11 protein-coding genes are annotated in these 19,322 nt (G+C 46.0%); 6 read left to right on the top strand and 5 right to left on the bottom strand.

All coding sequences use genetic code 11. The features are described from left to right. The first annotated feature begins 11 nt into the window (after positions 1-11). The 4 genes from LNN34_RS14515 to LNN34_RS14500 all read left to right on the top strand — a co-directional run bounded on the left by LNN34_RS14515 (position 12) and on the right by LNN34_RS14500 (position 3,270). Positions 12-467 (top strand): RDD family protein, encoded by a 456-nt coding sequence (locus LNN34_RS14515; protein ID WP_229043696.1) that lies wholly within the window; start codon positions 12-14, stop codon positions 465-467. A 111-nt stretch (positions 468-578) separates the two neighbouring features. Then, on the top strand, positions 579-884 hold the full coding sequence (locus tag LNN34_RS14510) for a YckD family protein (protein ID WP_237728892.1): 306 nt from the start codon (positions 579-581) through the stop codon (positions 882-884). A 151-nt stretch (positions 885-1,035) separates the two neighbouring features. Continuing rightward, positions 1,036-1,764, top strand: a complete 729-nt coding sequence (locus LNN34_RS14505) for an AAA family ATPase (protein WP_229043694.1) — start codon at positions 1,036-1,038, stop codon at positions 1,762-1,764. 72 nt (positions 1,765-1,836) lie between these two features. After that, on the top strand, positions 1,837-3,270 hold the full coding sequence (locus LNN34_RS14500) for a glycoside hydrolase family 1 protein (protein ID WP_229043693.1): 1,434 nt from the start codon (positions 1,837-1,839) through the stop codon (positions 3,268-3,270). A gap of 35 nt (positions 3,271-3,305) precedes the next feature. Here LNN34_RS14500 and LNN34_RS14495 read toward each other — a convergent pair whose 3' ends face one another. The 5 genes from LNN34_RS14495 to hxlA form a co-directional block, all read right to left on the bottom strand. Next, positions 3,306-3,704 (bottom strand): competence protein ComJ, encoded by a 399-nt coding sequence (locus LNN34_RS14495; RefSeq protein WP_024120177.1) that lies wholly within the window; start codon positions 3,702-3,704, stop codon positions 3,306-3,308. Between the two features lie 26 nt (positions 3,705-3,730). Next, positions 3,731-4,168 (bottom strand): DNA-entry nuclease, encoded by a 438-nt coding sequence (nucA, locus tag LNN34_RS14490; RefSeq protein WP_069487487.1) that lies wholly within the window; start codon positions 4,166-4,168, stop codon positions 3,731-3,733. A gap of 185 nt (positions 4,169-4,353) precedes the next feature. Then, a complete protein-coding gene (gene tlpC / locus LNN34_RS14485; RefSeq protein WP_229043692.1) occupies positions 4,354-6,078 on the bottom strand; it encodes a methyl-accepting chemotaxis protein TlpC in 1,725 nt (574 codons plus the stop codon). Positions 6,079-6,186: 108 nt separating this feature from the next. Further along, on the bottom strand, positions 6,187-6,744 hold the full coding sequence (hxlB, locus tag LNN34_RS14480) for a 6-phospho-3-hexuloisomerase (protein ID WP_044161924.1): 558 nt from the start codon (positions 6,742-6,744) through the stop codon (positions 6,187-6,189). A 5-nt stretch (positions 6,745-6,749) separates the two neighbouring features. Next, complete coding sequence (gene hxlA, locus LNN34_RS14475) at positions 6,750-7,382, bottom strand: 3-hexulose-6-phosphate synthase (protein WP_003224929.1); 633 nt, start codon at positions 7,380-7,382, stop codon at positions 6,750-6,752. A gap of 232 nt (positions 7,383-7,614) precedes the next feature. Between hxlA and hxlR the strand changes: the two genes are divergently transcribed. Together hxlR and srfAA are read left to right on the top strand one after the other, a co-directional pair. Beyond that, a complete protein-coding gene (gene hxlR / locus LNN34_RS14470) occupies positions 7,615-7,977 on the top strand; it encodes a transcriptional activator HxlR (RefSeq protein WP_044161922.1) in 363 nt (120 codons plus the stop codon). Between the two features lie 576 nt (positions 7,978-8,553). Beyond that, positions 8,554-19,317, top strand: coding sequence for a surfactin non-ribosomal peptide synthetase SrfAA (gene srfAA / locus LNN34_RS14465; protein WP_229043691.1), 10,764 nt, complete (start codon positions 8,554-8,556; stop codon positions 19,315-19,317). Positions 19,318-19,322: the final 5 nt, after the last annotated feature.

Below are 19,322 nucleotides of genomic sequence, written 5' to 3'. Positions count from 1 at the left end.
GGGGGAGTTACATGAACATCTACAAACCAGCCGGATTTTGGATCAGACTAGGAGCTTCATTACTGGATTACATTATTGTCTCGGTGCCCCTTTTGCTGATCTATTGGCTGATCACAGGAAAAGACCCGAACGAAAGCATGATCATCAGCCTGGTCGTTTTGCTGTACTCTATTTTGCTGCCGGTATTTTGGCAAGGCTATCTCATCGGAAAAAGGATTTGCGGAATCAGAATCGTAAAAAAAGACGGGTCACAGGTCGGCCTGGTAACCATGATTATGCGAGTCATCATTGCCGGACTGGTTTACGGCATAACCTTCGGGCTTGGCTTAATTGTCAGCCTGTTTATGATCGGGCTGAGAGAAGACAAGCGGACGCTGCATGATTTTATCGCAGGAACATACGTTACTTACGCATCACCGGGAGAAGAAGAACTATATACGGACGAACAGATCAGAAAGGGCGAATAATGGTTCGCTCTTTCTATTTTGTATGCATAAAAAACAGAATGAAGCAAAATATATGAAAAAAAGATAGGAGGAATAAACTGGGTGAAAAAACTGAAAGTCAATATCATCGGAATGCTCATTGCCGCGGCTGTTATTTCTTTAACTGGCACAGCTGAAGCAGCGGAAAAACAGAATCAGCAGCCGCCTGCAAACGTTACACTGACTGAACAGCAAAAGAAAGAAATTGAACAGCTGGAAGCAGACATATTAAAAAAACGCAAGGATGTCATCTCAAAGTATGTAGAATACGGAATTCTGCCTAAAGAACGAGGAGATCACATCAAAAATCACATGGTCAAACACTTTGAAATGATGAAACAAAATGGCTTTGTTCCGAAGCCTCATCCTCATCCGCATAAATTTGAAAAGAGACATTAGGCTGTAAGCATCCAATTGAGGTTGGGTGCTTTTTCATTATCGTAAAAAATAATATACTGACAATATAATATATAATTTGGAATATGAGAACGCATTCTTATGGCTCGAAAGATTTTACTTCATATATTCATTTAACGCGAGAGGAGAAGCTATGTTTTTAAAAAGAGTAACACTCCTTAGAGATAAGATCCCGTCCTTTGACAGATACCCATTCACTATCCCTGCTGTAAGTCATTTACACGACATTTCATTTACCAGAGAAGTGACTTTTTTTGTCGGAGAAAATGGCTCGGGGAAATCAACGTTGCTTGAAGCAATTGCTGATAAGTGTGAATTTAATACAGCAGGCGGCAGCCGTAATAATATCTATGAATTGCAGGAGTCAGACTCTCATTTGGGAGATTACATACGGTTATCATGGCTTCCGAAGATCACAAATGGTTTTTTCTTAAGAGCAGAATCGTTTTATCAGCTTTCTCTTCATCTTGATGAAGTGGAACGAGATGCTCCGCAGCCATATCTCTCCTATGGCGGAAGGCCGCTGCACAAGCAATCGCATGGTGAGTCTTTTATGTCGCTGTTTCATCATCGTTTTAAAGGAAAAGCCATTTATCTTTTAGATGAGCCTGAAGCTGCTCTTTCTCCCTCACGGCAGTTAGCTTTTTTGAGAGTTATACACGATTTAGTGAAAGGCGGAAATGTACAGTTCATCATTGCCACTCACTCTCCAATTTTGCTGGGGTATCCGAATGCTGACATTTTCAGCTTTGACGGGGGCAGTATTCATCATACAGAATACGAAAGCACTGAACACGTCCAGTTAACCAGATGTTTTCTTGAACAAAGAGAGAAAATATTAGCTGAGCTGTTCCGGAATTAATATTGTGTTGCTATGAAACGCGTTTCATAGCCTATGATAGGCTTATCAAATATTTCAGGAGTGATTAACACAATGATCCATCAACATCCAGAATCTTTTCCGAAACATTTTTTATGGGGCTCGGCTTCAGCAGCTTACCAGGTTGAAGGAGCTTGGAACGAAGATGGCAAAGGCCCTTCTGTATGGGACGTGTTTACGAAAATCCCCGGCAAAACGTTTAAGGGCACCAATGGTGATGTTGCAGTTGACCATTATCACCGTTATAAGGAAGATGTCGCTCTGATGGCTGAGATGGGGCTGAAGGCATATCGATTCTCTGTCAGCTGGCCGCGTATTTTTCCAAAAGGAAAAGGAGAAATCAATGAAGCCGGTCTGGCATTTTACGATAACCTGATTGATGAATTGCTTTCTCATAACATTGAGCCGGTTTTGACTTTATATCACTGGGATTTGCCTCAGGCGCTTATGGACGAGTATGGCGGATTTGAGTCGAGAAACATCATAGAGGATTTTAATCATTACTGCATTACTCTTTATAAACACTTTGGGCAGAAAGTGAAATATTGGGTAACGTTAAATGAACAAAACTACAATTTTAATCACGGTTTTCTAACAGCTATGCATCCGCCTGGCGTGAAGGATAGAAAACGATTTTACGAAGCAAATCATATTGCGTTTCTGGCAAATGCGAAAGCCATTGAGTCCTTCAGAAAATATGTGCCCGAAGGCAAAATAGGACCAAGCTTTGCTTATTCTCCCGCATACCCTTTAACCAGTCATCCAGAGGACATTACGGCATTTGAAAATGCTGAAGAATTTATGAATAATTGGTGGCTGGATATGTACTGCTGGGGAACCTACCCGCAAATTCCTTTCCGCTATTTAGAAAAACAGGGATGGGCGCCGACAGTCGAACCGGGTGATATGGAGCTGCTTGCCAAAGGGAAGCCGGATTTTGTAGGTGTCAACTATTATCAAACGATTACTTACGAACGAAATCCGCTCGACGGTGTTTCAGAAGGGAAAATGAATACGACGGGACAAAAAGGGACCAATCAGGAAACAGGGATGCCGGGACTATTTAAAACTAAGAAAAACCCGAACCTAACAACGAGCAATTGGGATTGGACGATTGATCCGGTAGGATTGCGTATCGGGCTTCGCCGTATTACGACACGTTATCAGCTTCCTGTGTTTATTACAGAAAACGGTTTAGGAGAATTCGATAAAGTTGAAGACGGCACTATACATGATGATTATAGAATTGATTATTTGCAATCGCATCTTGAGCAATGCAGACAGGCCATTAGTGATGGAGTCGATTTGATTGGATATTGCAGCTGGTCCTTTACTGATCTGTTAAGCTGGCTGAACGGTTATCAAAAAAGATACGGCTTTGTTTATGTGAATCGTGACGAAGAGAATGAACATGACTTAAAACGAATGAAGAAAAAAAGCTTTTATTGGTATCAGGATGTCATTAAGACAAATGGAGAAAATGTATAAAGAGTCCCTGAGAGTATTCCTCTCAGGGCTTTTCATTAGACGGAAACAGCATCAATGATATAAGTGTCAGCGTGCAGATCTGACAGCTCAGCTGGTACAGTGTAGCATGTGAATTGATAGTCTCCTTTAGGAAGGTCAAAGGACAGCCTCTTGGACATGATGCTTTCAATTTCAATTCCGTCTGTTGTGACGTGAAAAGGAACAGTCACTTTTTTTTCATAGGATGCAACTGTTTCTGAACTGTTAAGGCGCAAAAGAATATATACCTTTGAATTCCGCTGTGCCTCAAACGAAATGGCTTCGTCCGCTTCCGCATAACCTTTTTCAATTGCTTCATCTGTCCAATCGATGACTGGCGGTGCGGAACCCTTTTGAAATACAGTAAATTGATGATATGAAATCGTCAGTTCTTGCGGCTTCCATGATTTGATCAATGTGCTGTTCCTCCTCTTTTAACTGTTTACTGAATCGTAAATAAAACCTTTGTGCCGTCAGGGTAATCGGTCAGCTGATGCCCGACCCAGGAGCCTGCGCCGCGATTGTCAGCGGGAGAAATATATTCTACAGAAGCCCCTTCACCGCCTTCTTTGCACATGGCCATTGGCCATTCATCTCGGTCATACCCTGTTTTGGAAGGTACGTCTTTTAATGATTGTTCGCGGCGTTCCTCAGCTCCGTCTCTGTCTATGGTGCACACATCTGAATGCCCCTCACGTATTGCGTCCTTGATATGATTTGCTGTCTCAGGATAACGCTCAGAAGGGAAGGCCAGTGTTTCGTCATATTCTTCTGTTTGAGACGTTTTTTGATCGTCTGAGAAAAAGTCTCCCTTAATCAGGCCAACAGCTGCAGCTGCTATGACGACTATTACGAGAAGTAAAGTTTTTATAATGTCCATTCGTGATGTTCACCTCCCGCGTCAGCAACTTTAAAACTGCTCCAAGAGTAATGCAGAAAGGGCTGGGTGTAAAGATTTAAATTTTTTGTTTTGTCTTAGGTTTACTGCAGAAATCGTAATTTTAGCAGATCGAAATATTCATTTTTAAAAAAATAATGTTATCAAATTGAAATATTGTTACTAGATTATAGGCTGTTTTCAGGTTGATCAATCATTTTAAATTGGCTTATGATACTCGTAAGCTCTTCAGCCAATTGAGATAACGTTTCTGAGGCTGCAGTAATCTCTTCCATTGCGGCAAATTGCTCTTCTGTTAAAGCGGCCGCCTGCCGGGTACTCTCTGTTGATTCTTTAATCTCTGTTGTATTGGCGGCAAAGGATTCATTTATTTTTTGCGTACTTGCTGAAATGTTGGTAACAGATGCTGATAAATCGCTGATTTCCGCAGTGATTTCATCTGTTGCTGCTGCAATTTCTTTAAATGCGTCTCTGGTGCGGTGAATCATGTTTACACCTTCAGCAGCTTCTGTTTTCACATGTTCAACAGACTGCGCAGATTCAGTCATATCATTTTTTATCTCAGCGATTAATGTGGAAATCTGTCCGACAGACCGTTGAGATTCCTCTGCTAATTTGCGAACTTCATCAGCAACAACGGCAAAGCCTTTACCGTGTTCTCCGGCTCGGGCAGCTTCAATTGCTGCATTAAGAGCAAGCAGGTTTGTCTGATCGGCAATTTGGGTGATAACGGATAAAATTTGTTCAATTTGTTTAGAACGGCCGTCCAGCTGCTGAATGATCTCTCCGCTTTTTTCAATCGAATGGTGAATGGTATCCATTTGTGCCTGAACATTTGAAATTTCATTTTGGCCAATGTCTGCTTTTGATTGCGCAAGCTGTCCTTTCTCAGCAATGGCAGCAGTATTTGAAGAAATATGCCGTATGTCAGCTGTTGTTTGCTCCAGTGATCTTTCACTGTTTTCGATTCGTGTGATTTGATGCTTGGCACCGTTTGCAATTTGCTGAACAGCTTCTGTGATCTTTTCGGAGGCTTGATTGGTTTCTTCTGCTCCGGCTGAAAGCTGCTGAGAGGCTGATGCAAGCTGAAGGGCGGATTGCTGTACCGTTTGGATTGTCTGATTCAGCTTCATTCTCATCTTATTATAGTAGACACTCAGTTCTGCTAACTCATCAGCGGACTTGTCTGAAACTTCTATTGTCATATCTCCGTTTCCGGCGCTTTCAAAGGCGTATTTTAATACGTTCAGCCGCCGGTTGATTCTTCTGGTGAAAAGCAAAACAAGGATGACAGATATCATAATAACTACAGCAAGAACGATAGCGAATTGAGTGAACAGCGATTGGGTAAGCGATGCTAAAATGCTTTGATTGGCTCCTGTATACAGCATACCGATAATGTTGCCTTCCTTATTTTTTAAGGGCATATATGCTGTTTGATAAGAGGAGCCTGCCACATCTGCTTGTCCGTAGAATTGCTTCCCGTTTTTTAAAACAGCGTCAGTGACCTCAGCAGAAGCTTGAGTGCCGACAGCTCTTTCGCCGTCTTTCATTACGTTGGTTGCGACACGTGTATCTCCTTGGAAAATCGTGACGGTGTCACCTGTTTTTTTGCCAAGCAGATCAACAATTTCTTCATTTCCGTTTATTTGTGTCTCGCCTTTATACAGCTTATCGTTTTTTAACTCCCAGTTCCCTAAAATCACGTCGTCAATATACGTGCTGCTTAAAGCAAGATCTCCTTTCGCCTTTTCAGTGGCCATTTTTTTCATGCTGCTTGTAATGTCCTTAAGCATCACGGCGCCGACTGATAGAGAAAACAATAGAATAACCGCGAAGACCAAGCCGAGAATTTTAGTTCCAAGCTTTAGCTTGATTTGTTTTTTCAACATAATTCCTCCCTTTGTTTGTAGGTCATATTACTTATCGGATTTTTGGGTTTGAAGTTTTATTTTAGGGGATATTAAAACCGGCCTGATCTCCAGGCCGGCTGTGTGACGCTATTCAAGGTTTGCGTGGTAAGTGAACATGGTTTCAGAATCGAGTCCTTTTTTCTCCATGAGTTTTAAAATTATTGCATCATAGAAAAGCAGCAATGTTTGCTCAAACAATGAACCCATTGGTTGCATCGTTTTATAGCTTCCGTTTGACTGGTCTTTAGGAGAGCCAGGCATTTTGACGATGAGATCCGATTGTTTTCCAATGCTCGAATCCGGATTGATGGTTAAAGCGGCAACGATCCCGTGTAAGCTTTTTGCTTTTGCTGCTGTATGGATCAAGCTCTTTGTCTCGCCTGATCCTGAGCCGATAATGACGAGATCTCCTTCGCGGAGCGGCGGAGTGAGAATCTCACCGGCAATATGAGCGTTAAAGCCCATGTGCATCAATCTCATCGCGAAGGATTTTGCCATCAGGCCAGACCGCCCCGCGCCCGCAGTGAAAATTTGATTGGACGAAAGAATGTGATCGGCAAGCTGATCAGCTTCTTCATTAGAAATATAAGCCGCTGAACGGTGTAATTCATTGAGAATTTCCGTTACGTATTCAGTCGTTTTCATTTTATTTATCCTTGGGCAATAAGCTGTTTCATTTTTGAAGCTGTTTCTGCTTTATCGGCTGCGCTTGTAATTCCGCCCCCAACAATGACAAGGTCAGGGTTTTGTTTGATCACTTCTGGCAGTGTATCAAGTTTGATGCCTCCTGCAATTGCGGTTTTTGCGTTTTTTACGGTATTTTTGATGGTCGTTAATTCTTCGAAAGAGTTTTTGCCCTCTGCTTGAAGATCATAACCAGTGTGGACGCAGATGTAGTCGACACCGAGTGCGTCAATTTCCTTCGCACGGGATTCAATATCTTTCACGTTAATCATGTCCACTAAGATTTTCTTCTTCTGTTTTTTGGCTTCTTCTACTGCGCCTTTAATTGTTGCATCGTCTGTAGCCCCTAAAACGGTGATGATGTCAGCTCCAGCTTCCGACGCTTTCATAATTTCGTATCCGCCGGCATCCATGATTTTCAGGTCTGCCAGGACCTTCAATTGCGGAAATGTTTCTTTTATTTCTTTAACGGCTCTAAGGCCTTCATTAATGACAACCGGTGTTCCGATCTCAACCACGTCGATGTATTGTTCCACTTCTTTGACAAGCTCGATGGCTTCCGGGATATTTACCAGGTCTAATGCCAGCTGTAATTCCATTGTTGATCCACTCCCTTATTCGAATTATTTTTCATTCTATAGGTTCCCTCTTTAGCTGAGAAGTAGGCACTTTGAAGTCAACTAGTTACTTGGAGGATACTGTGAGAAGAGGCAATCAGATTTCTTTCGCTTGGTTTTATGAGTGAGTATAATGAAAAAGAGTCTGCCAAAAAGTAAGTAAGTGATGATACGTATCTAACATACAAAAAGAATACTAAGGGGGGGGTTTCTTTTGAGCCGGATGGACGACAAACGGTTTAATTGTGAGAAGGAATTAACGCTTGCGGTGATCGGCGGCAAATGGAAAATGCTCATTTTGTGGCATTTAGGAAAAGAAGGCACAAAACGTTTTAATGAATTGAAAGCTTTGATTCCTGATATTACGCAGAAGATCCTCGTGAATCAGCTGAGAGAGCTTGAGCAGGATATGATTGTTCACCGGGAAGTGTATCCGGTTGTCCCGCCGAAGGTTGAATATTCCTTGACCCCGCAAGGAGAAAGCCTGATGCCTATTCTTGATGCCATGCATGAGTGGGGGAAAGGCTATATGGAATTGATTGATATCGACAAAAATGTCATGAAGGAATCGTTGTAAGGCGCTCTTGGCTAAGGGTGTCTTTTTTTTGCCTGTTTTTCGGTTTTTGCGCGGTAAACATAAGGGATGTAAAGATCGTAAATGGCTTTCAACAATAAATGGGAAATAGGGTGAGAGTGTATTTTAAACATTTTTATTTTTCTGTAAATAATGTTTAGTGGAAATTATTGCGGTATCCCGCAAAAATATCCCAGTGAATAAACTGGAATCTTTTCGGTATCCCGCATGAAACTTTTCACCCATTTTTCGGTGATAAAAACATTTTTTTCATTTAAAGTGAACGTTAGAAAGGTTAAAAATATTGAAAACAATGAAGAAATAGGCAAAAATGTTTCACTTTAGGGCAAGAGGGCTTGCGGTCTTTATCTGCCTGTGCCTGACACCGCAATCAATGCATACGGCTGGCGTTTTTTAGGTCGCTTTGTGTTTTTTGTTTGGATGCAACGCTTTTGAGAAGTAGTACTTTCGGCTTTTTGAGCGGTTAGTTCATTAGATTCAAAAGCTGTCAAAGGATACGAAAGAGAAATAATCCTGCACATGTTACAGATTATTGAAGATTAGGGGAGGTAAGATAATATGGAAATAACTTTTTATCCTTTAACGGATGCTCAAAAACGAATTTGGTATACAGAAAAATTTTATCCTCAAACGAGTATTTCAAATCTTGCGGGGATTGGTAAGCTGGTTTCAACTGAAGAAATTGACTGGAAGCTTGTGGAGCAAGCGATTCAAGAGTTTGTCCGCAGAAATGACGCAATGCGTCTTCGTTTGCGTCTCGATGAAAATGGAGAGCCCGTTCAATATATAAGCGAGTATCGGCCTGTTGATATAAAACATACTGACACCACCGGAGATCCGAATGCGATAGAATCTGTTTCACAATGGGGCCGGGAGGAAACGAAAAAACCTCTGCCTCTGTACGATTGTGATTTATTCCGATTTTCCCTGTTTACCATCAAAGAAAATGAAGTATGGTTTTACGTAAATGTTCATCATGTGATTTCTGACGGGATCTCCATGAACATCCTCGGAAACGCCATCATGCACATTTACTTGGAATTAGCAGGCGGATCAGAAACAAAAAAAGGGATCTCGCATTCATTTATCGATCATGTTTTGTCTGAACAGGACTATGCTCAATCGAAGCGGTTTGAAAAAGATAAAACGTTCTGGAACAAGCAATTTGAAACGGTGCCTGAACTCGTTTCCCTGAAACGGAATGCTCCTGCAGGCGGAAGTTTAGATGCTGAGAGATTCTCTCAAGATGTGCCTGAGGCGCTGCATCAGCAAATTTTATCCTTTTGTGAGGAGCATAAGGTCAGCGTTTTATCGGTATTTCAATCGGTGCTTGCCGCCTACTTGTACAGAGTCAGCGGGCAGAATGATGTGGTAACTGGTACATTTATGGGCAACCGGACAAATGCGAAAGAGAAGCAGATGCTCGGCATGTTTGTTTCTACGGTTCCGCTTCGGGCAAACATTGACGGCGGACAGGCGTTTTTTGATTTTGTTAAAGGCCGGATGAAGGATTTAATGAAAACTCTTCGCCATCAAAAGTACCCGTATAATCTTCTCATCAATGATCTTCGTGAAACAAAAAGCTCTGTGACAAAGCTGTTTACCGTTTCTCTTGAATATCAGGTGATGCAGTGGCAGAAAGAAGAAAATCTTGCCTTTTTGACTGAGCCCATTTTCAGCGGAAGCGGATTAAATGATGTTTCGATTCATGTGAAGGATCGCTGGGATACTGGGAAACTTACAATTGACTTTGACTACCGTACTGATTTAATGACGCGTGAAGAAATCGAAATTGTTTGTGAACGCATGATGACATTGCTTGAGAACGCACTTACGCACCCGAATCATACGATTGATGAATTAACGCTGATTTCTGAGGCGGAGAAAGAGCGGCTGCTATTGCGGGCTGGGGGTGAAGCGGTCAATTACCGCAAGAACATGACGATTCCGGCGCTGTTTCAAGAAAAGGCTGAATCGCTTGCTGATCAGCCTGCGGTTGTGTTTGAAAATCGAGCATTGTCCTATCAAACGTTACATGAACAATCATCACGCATTGCCAGTGTGCTGAAAGAGAAGGGTGTCCGTGCAGACAGCCCGGTTGCCGTTTTGCTCGAACGTTCTGAACGAATGATCACGGCCATTATGGGGATTTTAAAAGCCGGCGGAGCCTATGTGCCGATTGACCCCGAGTTTCCGGCAGAGCGCATCCAATTTATTTTGGAGGACTGCGGTGCGGATGTCGTCTTGACTGAATCGAAGGTTGCGTCTCCAGGTGCATCTGCTGAGCTTATTGACTTTGATCAGGCGATTGCAGGCGGTACAGATGCTATTTCGGATGTCAATGTGAATGCCGATCATCTTGCTTACATTATTTATACGTCGGGGACAACCGGACGTCCAAAAGGAGTGATGATCGAGCATCGCCAGGTTCATCATTTGGTTGAATCTCTGCAGCAGACCGTTTATCAGAGTGAGAGCCAAACCCTGCGGATGGCATTGCTTGCGCCGTTCCACTTTGATGCGTCAGTGAAACAGATTTTCGCGTCGCTTCTTTTGGGACAGACCCTTTATATTGTACCGAAGAACACGGTGACGAATGGCGCTGCTCTTGCTGAGTATTACCGCAGACACGGGATTGAGGCGACGGACGGAACACCGGCCCATCTGCAAATGCTGATTGCTGCGGGAGATTTGACTGGTCTTAAGCTCAAACACCTGCTGATTGGCGGGGAAGGTCTTTCTTCCGTTGTGGCGGACAAGCTTCTGACATTGTTTAAAGAAGCGGGTGCCGTTCCTCGTTTGACCAATGTGTACGGGCCGACTGAAACGTGTGTGGATGCTTCCGTTCATCCGGTCCACCCGGACAGTTCAGTTCAATCAGCGTATGTGCCAATCGGTAAGGCACTTGGGAATAACCGCTTGTATATTTTGGATGCAAAAGGCCATCTGCAGCCGGAAGGCGTGGCGGGCGAGCTGTATATCGCGGGTGACGGTGTAGGACGAGGTTACTTAAACCTTCCGGAATTGACAGCTGAGAAATTTTCACAAGACCCGTTTGTGCCCGGTGACAGCATGTATCGTACCGGAGATGTGGTGCGCTGGCTTCCAGATGGAACGATCGAATATTTAGGAAGAGAAGATGATCAGGTCAAAGTTCGCGGATACCGCATTGAGCTTGGAGAAATTGAAGCCGTGCTTCAGCAGGCGCCTGATGTTGCAAAAGCTGTCGTCTTGGCGAGGCCTGACGACCAAGGGAATCTTGAGGTTTGTGCGTATGTTGTGCAAAAGGAGGGAAGCGAATTTGCTCCAGCACGTTTGCGGGAACACGCGGCAAAACAGCTTCCTGACTATATGGTGCCGGCTTACATCACAGAAATCACAGAAATCCCGCTCACACCAAGCGGTAAAGTTGACCGCCGCAAGCTGTTTGCGCTTGAGGTAAAAGCGGTCAGTGGAACAGCTTATACCGCACCTCGAAACGAAATGGAAAAAGCAATCGCTGAGATTTGGCAGGATGTGCTGAACGTTGAGAAAGCCGGGGTCTTTGACAATTTCTTTGAAACGGGCGGTCATTCATTGAAGGCCATGACGCTTTTAACAAAGATTCATAAGGAGACAGGCGCAGACATCCCGCTGCAATATGTGTTTGAGCATCCGACCATTGCCGCTCTTGCTGAGGCGGCCGAGCGTGAAGCAGGCAGGACGTTTGCGGCAATTGAGCCAGCTGAAAAACAGGAACATTACCCGCTTTCTTTGGCGCAGCAGCGGACGTATATTGTCAGCCAATTCGAAGATGCGGGAGTCGGATATAACATGCCGGCGGCAGCTATTTTAGAGGGGCCTTTAGACATTCAAAAACTAGAATGCGCATTTGACAGGTTAATCAGCCGCCACGAGTCACTGAGGACGTCATTTGTGCTTGAAAGCAGTACGCCGAGACAGAAAATTCATGACAGTGTTCAGTTCAACGTCGAGATGATTGAAAGAAGCGGCCGCTCAAATGAGGAGGTTATGACTTCTTTTGTCCGCCGGTTTGACTTATCGAAAGCGCCGCTGTTGAGAATCGGATTGATGGAGCTTGAAGAAAACCGTCATATGCTTCTGTTTGATATGCACCATTTGATTTCTGACGGTGTTTCCATCGGCATTATTTTGGAGGAACTGGCACAGATTTACCGCGGTGAACAGCTTCCTGAGCTCCGTCTTCAGTATAAAGATTACGCCGTCTGGCAAAGCGCGCAGGCTGCTGAAGGATACCAGGAGGATCAGGCGTATTGGAAGGAAGCCTTTGCGGGCGAGCTTCCAGTGCTTCAGCTTCTATCCGATTATCCGAGACCGCCTGTCCAAAGCTTTGAAGGAGACCGGGTTTCCATCAAGCTGGATGCGGAGTTAAAGAATCGCCTGTATCGTTTAGCTGAAAAAAATGGCGCCACACTTTATATGGTTATGCTGTCAGCCTACTATACGCTCCTGTCTAAATATACGGGGCAGGATGACATCATTGTCGGCACCCCGTCAGCGGGCAGACATCATTCTGACACAGAGGGCATTGTCGGTATGTTCGTCAATACGCTCGCGATTCGCAGCGAAGTGAAGCAGTATGAGACCTTTAACAGCCTGCTCACACGTGTGCGCCAGCAGGTTCTGGATGCTTTTTCTCATCAGGATTATCCATTTGAATGGCTCGTTGAAGACCTGAACATACCGCGTGATATCAGCAGGCATCCATTGTTTGACACGATGTTCAGTCTCCAAAACGCAACGGCGGGCATTCCGGCTGTCGGTGATTTGACATTGTCGATTCATGAGACCAATTTCAACATTGCCAAATTTGATGTAACGGTTCAGGCAAGAGAAACGGACCAAGGCATTGATCTTGATTTAGACTACAGCACAAAACTGTTTAAACGAAGCACGGCAGACAGGCTGCTCACGCATTTTGGGAGGTTGCTTGAAGATGTAGCGGCTGAGCCTGAGAAACCAATTTCTGAATACAATCTTCTTTCTGAACAGGAAGCCGTTTCACAAATTCAGCAGTTTAACCCGGAAAGAACGCCTTATCCGAAAGACAAAACGATTGTTCAGCTGTTTGAGGAGCAGGCTGCCAAAACGCCGGATCGTCCGGCACTTCAATATGAAGGGCAATCGCTCACATATCGTGAGCTGAATGAACGGGCCAACCGTTTAGCGCGCGGCATTCTTTCAATGGGAGCAGGCGAAAGCAGGACAGCGGCCGTCCTATGTGAACGGTCAATGGACATGATTGTGTCAATCCTGGCGGTATTAAAATCCGGTTCGGCTTATGTACCGATTGATCCGGAACACCCGATTCAGCGGATGCAGCATTTCTTCCAAGACAGCGGAGCGAAAGTGCTTCTCACCCAGAAGAAATTAAAGGCGTTAGCGGAAAAAGCGGAATTCGAAGGCGTCATCGTGCTCGCTGATGAGGACGATAGCTATCACGACGATGCGCAAAACCTCGCTCTGCCGTTTGATTCGGCGGCTATGGCCAACCTGACGTATACATCCGGAACGACAGGAACGCCAAAGGGGAATATCGTGACACATGCCAATATTCTGCGCACGGTTAAGCAGACGAATTATCTCAGTATTACGGAACAGGATACGATACTCGGACTCTCAAACTATGTATTTGACGCATTTATGTTTGATGTGTTCGGTTCTCTTTTAAACGGCGCGAAGCTTGTCATCGTTCCGAAAGAAACAGTTCTTGACATGGCTCGTCTTTCTCGCGTCATTGAGCGGGAGAACATCAGCATTCTCATGATCACGACAGCTCTGTTCCACCTTCTTGTAGACTTGAATCCGACATGCTTGTCGACTTTGCGCAAGATTATGTTCGGAGGAGAACGGGCTTCTGTAGATCATGTGAAAAAAGCGCTGCAGACCGTTGGAAAAGGCAAGCTGCTTCACATGTACGGCCCATCTGAAAGCACGGTTTTCGCGACGTATCATCCGGTTGATGAATTAGATGAGCACACGATGTCCGTTCCGATTGGAAAACCGGTCAGCAATACAGAAGTATACATTCTTGACCGTGCGGGACATGTTCAGCCTGCCGGCATCGCCGGAGAACTGTGTGTCAGCGGAGAAGGCCTCGTGAAAGGCTATTACAACCGACCTGAACTGACTGAGGAGAAATTTGTGCCGCATCCGTTTAAAAAAGGCGAACGCATGTATAAAACAGGTGACTTGGCTAGATGGCTGCCGAATGGCGATATCGAATTTATCGGACGGATCGACCACCAGGTGAAAATCCGAGGACAGCGCATTGAGCTCGGAGAAATTGAGCACCAGCTGCAAAGCCACGATCGTGTGCAGGAGAGCGTTGTGCTTGCCGTCGATCAAGGTGCGGGAGACAAACTGCTTTGCGCGTACTTTGTCGGACAGGGTGAAATTACAGCGCAAGAGCTGAGAGAGCATACGGCAAAGGATCTGCCGGCTTACATGATTCCTGCGGTATTTATCCAAATGGACGAGCTGCCTCTGACCGGAAACGGAAAAATCGACCGTCGGGCGCTTCCGCTTCCTGACGCCAACATCTCAAATGGTGTTTCATATGTTGCGCCGCGCAATGAAATAGAACAAAAAGTCGCAGACATTTGGGCACAGGTGCTTCAGGTTGAACAGATAGGCATCTATGACCAATTCTTTGATATCGGAGGACACTCGTTAGCGGGGATGAAGATGCTTGCCTTGATTCATCAGGAACTGGGCGCCGAACTTTCTCTGAAGGATCTTTTCCAATCACCGACCGTTGAAAGCTTAGCGCAGGCTATTGCCGCCGCTGAAAAAGGAACAGCGATCAGCATCAGACCGGCAAAGAAACAAGAGACTTATCCTGTTTCTTCTCCGCAAAAACGGATGTACGTGCTTCAGCAGCTTGAAGGAGCGGACACAAGCTACAACATGCCATCGGTTCTGCGCCTTAAGGGTCATTTGGATGTTGAAAGGCTCAAATGCGTAATGAATCAGTTAATGGAGCGCCATGAAGCCTTCAGAACAACCTTTGAAATAAAAGACGGAGAAACGGTGCAGCGAATCTGGGATGAAGCAGCGTTTGATATGGCATATTTTGAAGCTCCAGAAGAAGAGACCGAGCGGATCGTTTCTGAGTTTATCCGTCCGTTCACACTTGACCGGCTGCCGCTGTTCAGAATGGGACTGATCAAGCTTTCAGAAACTGAGCATCTGCTGCTGTTTGATATGCACCATATTATTTCTGACGGAGCGTCTGTCGGCGTGCTGATTGATGAACTCTCGAAGCTGTACGACGGAGAAAGCCTTGAGCCGCTTCATATTCAATATAAGGATTATGCCGTGTGGCAACAGCAGTTTATTCAGTCCGAGCTTTACCGGAAGCAAGAGGAGCATTGGCTGAAGGAGCTTGAAGGAGAGCTGCCGGTGCTGACTCTTCCAACTGATTACAGTCGTCCTGCGGTTCAAACGTTTGAGGGAGACCGAATTGCATTTTCATTAGATGCAAGAAAAGCAGATGCTCTTCGCAGGCTTGCGAAGGAAACGGATTCCACCTTGTATATGGTTCTTCTGGCGTCTTACAGCGCGTTTTTATCAAAATTGAGTGGGCAAAACGATATCATTGTTGGCTCGCCGGTAGCCGGACGCTCTCAAGCAGACATCAGCCGCGTCATCGGCATGTTTGTCAATACGCTGGCGCTGCGCACGTATCCGAAGGGCGATAAGACGTTTGCGGATTATCTTGGCGAAGTGAAAGAAACAGCACTTAGCGCATTTGAAGCGCAGGATTACCCGCTTGAAGACCTGATCGGAAAAGTTCAGGTTCACCGTGACACAAGCAGAAACCCTTTATTTGATGCAGTATTTTCTATGCAAAATGCGAACATTAAAGATTTAACGATGAAAGGGGTCGAGCTTGAACCGCATCCGTTTGAGCGGAAAACGGCCAAGTTTGATATCACGCTGACAGCTGACGAAACCGGCGAAGGGCTCACATTTGTTCTTGAATACAATACGGCGCTGTTTACAACGGAAACGATTGAACGATGGAAGCAATACTGGATTCAGCTTTTAGGAGCAGTAACAGAAAATCCAAACCAGCCGCTTTCCGGCCTGTCACTCGTCAACGAAACAGAAAAACAAACACTTTTGGAGGCATGGAAAGGAAAAACACTGCCTGTGCCGACAGACCAAACGGTTCATCAGCTGTTTGAAGAAACGGCTCAGCGCCACAAAGACCGCCCGGCTGTCACGTATAACGGGCAGTCATGGACGTACGGTGAGCTGAATGCGAAGGCAAACCGTCTGGCGCGGATTCTGATTGACTGCGGCATCGGCGCGGATGAGCGCGTCGGCATTCTCACGAAGCCGTCGCTTGAAATGTCTGCTGCGGTGCTCGGTGTCCTGAAGGCAGGAGCGGCATTTGTGCCGATTGATCCTGACTATCCGGATCAGCGGATTGAATATATCCTACAGGACAGCGGCGCGAAACTTCTCTTGAAACAAGAAGGCATCTCAGTGCCGGACAGCTACACGGGCGAGGTCATTCTTCTTGACGGCAAACGCACGATCCTGAGTCTGCCGCTTGATGAAAACGACGAGGAAAATCCGCAGACCGACACAACCTCGGATCACCTTGCTTATATGATTTACACATCAGGAACGACCGGACAGCCGAAGGGTGTGATGATCGAGCACCATGCACTTGTGAACCTGTGCTTCTGGCACCATGACGCGTTCGGCATGACGGCGGAGGACCGCAGTGCGAAGTATGCGGGCTTCGGGTTCGACGCTTCCATTTGGGAGATGTTCCCGACCTGGACGATCGGCGCCGAGCTTCATGTCATTGATGAAGCGATCCGCCTTGATATCACCCGCCTGAATGACTATTTCGAAACGCACAACGTCACAATCACCTTCCTGCCGACACAGCTGGCGGAACAGTTCATGGAGCTAGAGAACACATCACTCCGCGTATTGCTGACAGGCGGAGACAAGCTGAAGCGTGCGGTTAAGCAGCCGTACACGATTGTTAACAACTATGGGCCGACCGAAAACACTGTCGTTGCGACGAGCGCAGAAATCAATCCGGAGGAAGGCTCGCTTTCCATCGGTCGCGCGATCGCCAATACGAGAGTGTACATTCTCAGCGAAAGCCATCAGGTTCAGCCGGAAGGCGTAGCCGGAGAGCTTTGTGTGGCGGGGCGCGGACTGGCGCGCGGCTATCTGAACAGGGAAGACGAAACCGCGAAGCGGTTTGTCCCCGATCCGTTCGTGCCGGGTGAACGCATGTACAAAACAGGCGATTTGGTGAAATGGACGAACGGCGGCATTGAATACATCGGCCGGATCGACCAGCAGGTCAAGGTCCGCGGCTACCGAATCGAGCTGTCAGAAATTGAAGTGCAGCTGGCCCAGCTTTCTGAGGTGCAGGATGCGGCAGTGACAGCTGTAAAAGATAAAGGCGGCAATACAGCGATCGCGGCGTATGTCACACCGGAAACAGCTGACATAGAAGCGCTGAAATCAGCACTGAAGGAAACCCTGCCGGACTACATGATCCCGGCTTTCTGGGTGACATTAAACGAGCTTCCGGTTACCGCAAACGGCAAAGTAGACCGCAAAGCGCTGCCGGAGCCGGATATCGAAGCAGGGGGCGGAGAATACAAAGCGCCGTCCACTGACATGGAAGAGCTGCTTGCCGGCATTTGGCAGGACGTTCTCGGTATTTCTGAAGTCGGTGTCAGCGACAATTTCTTCTCGCTCGGCGGAGATTCCATTAAAGGCATCCAGATGGCGAGCCGCTTGAACCAGCACGGCTGGAAGCTGGAAATGAAGGATCTCTTCCAGCACCCGACGATTGAAGAACTGACACAATACGTGGAGCGTGCCGAAGGCAAACAGGCAGACCAAGGCCCTGTGGAGGGCGAAGTTACCCTGACGCCGATCCAGCGCTGGTTCTTTGAAAAGAATTTCTCGAACAAACACCATTGGAACCAGTCGGTCATGCTTCATTCTGCGAAGGGCTTCGATCCGGAACGGGTTGAAAAGACATTGCAGGCACTGATTGAGCATCATGACGCACTTCGCATGGTCTACCGCGAGGAACAAGGGGAGATCGTTCAGTTTAATAAAGGGCTTGATGCTGTGTCTGTCCACTTGGAGATCGCCAAGCTTGAGGGGCAGGCTATAGATCATGAAGACCGCATAGAGAGAGAAGCGGAGCGTCTGCAAAGCAGCATCGATTTGAATGAAGGCGGCTTGTTAAAAGCAGGCTTGTTCCAGGCAGAAGACGGAGATCACTTGCTGCTTGTGATTCACCACTTAGTGGTTGACGGTATATCGTGGCGGATTTTACTGGAGGATTTCGCCGCGGTTTATACACAGCTGGAGCAAGGGAACGAGCCGGTTCTTCCGCAGAAAACCCATTCGTTTGCGGAGTATGCGGAGAGATTACAAGACTTCGCAAATTCTAAGGCCTTTTTGAAAGAAAAAGAGTATTGGAAACAGCTTGAAGAACAGACTGTCCCGATGAAGCTTCCGAAGGATCGCGAATCTAGTGATCAGCGAATGAAACATACAAAGACAATCGAATTTTCGCTGACTGCTGAAGAGACAGAACAGCTTACCACCAAGGTGCATGAGGCTTATCATACAGAAATGAATGATATTTTGCTGACGGCATTCGGATTGGCGATGAAGGAGTGGACAGGTCAGGAGCAAGTGAGTGTTCATTTAGAGGGGCATGGACGTGAAGATATCGTAGAAGACCTGACCATTTCCCGGACAGTCGGCTGGTTTACGAGTATGTTCCCGATGGTGCTGGATATGAAGCACGCGGATGATCTGGCTTATCAGCTGAAGCAAATGAAAGAAGACATCAGACATATCCCGAATAAGGGAGTGGGCTACGGCATTTTGCGCTATTTGACGGCGCCGGAGCATAAAGAAGATGTGGCGTTCTCCATTCAGCCGGATATCAGCTTTAACTATTTAGGACAGTTCGATGAAATGTCGGATGCAGGTTTATTCACGAGATCAGAGCTGCCGTCAGGACAGTCATTAAGCCCGGAAACGGAAAAACCGAACGCGCTTGATGTTGTCGGATATATTGAAAACGGAAAACTGACGATGTCACTGGCCTATCACTCTCTCGAATTTCATGAAAAAACGATACAGACATTCAGTGACAGCTTTAAGGCCCATCTTCATAGAATCATTGAACATTGCCTATCTCAAGATGGCACGGAACTGACGCCGAGTGACCTTGGCGACGACGATTTGACGCTGGATGAGCTTGATAAATTAATGGAAATTTTTTAATAGAG

The sequence above is a fragment of the Bacillus sp. AF23 genome, from assembly GCF_020861455.1.
Classification (GTDB): domain Bacteria; phylum Bacillota; class Bacilli; order Bacillales; family Bacillaceae; genus Bacillus; species Bacillus halotolerans.
This window is presented reverse-complemented; position numbering and strand designations above follow the sequence as displayed.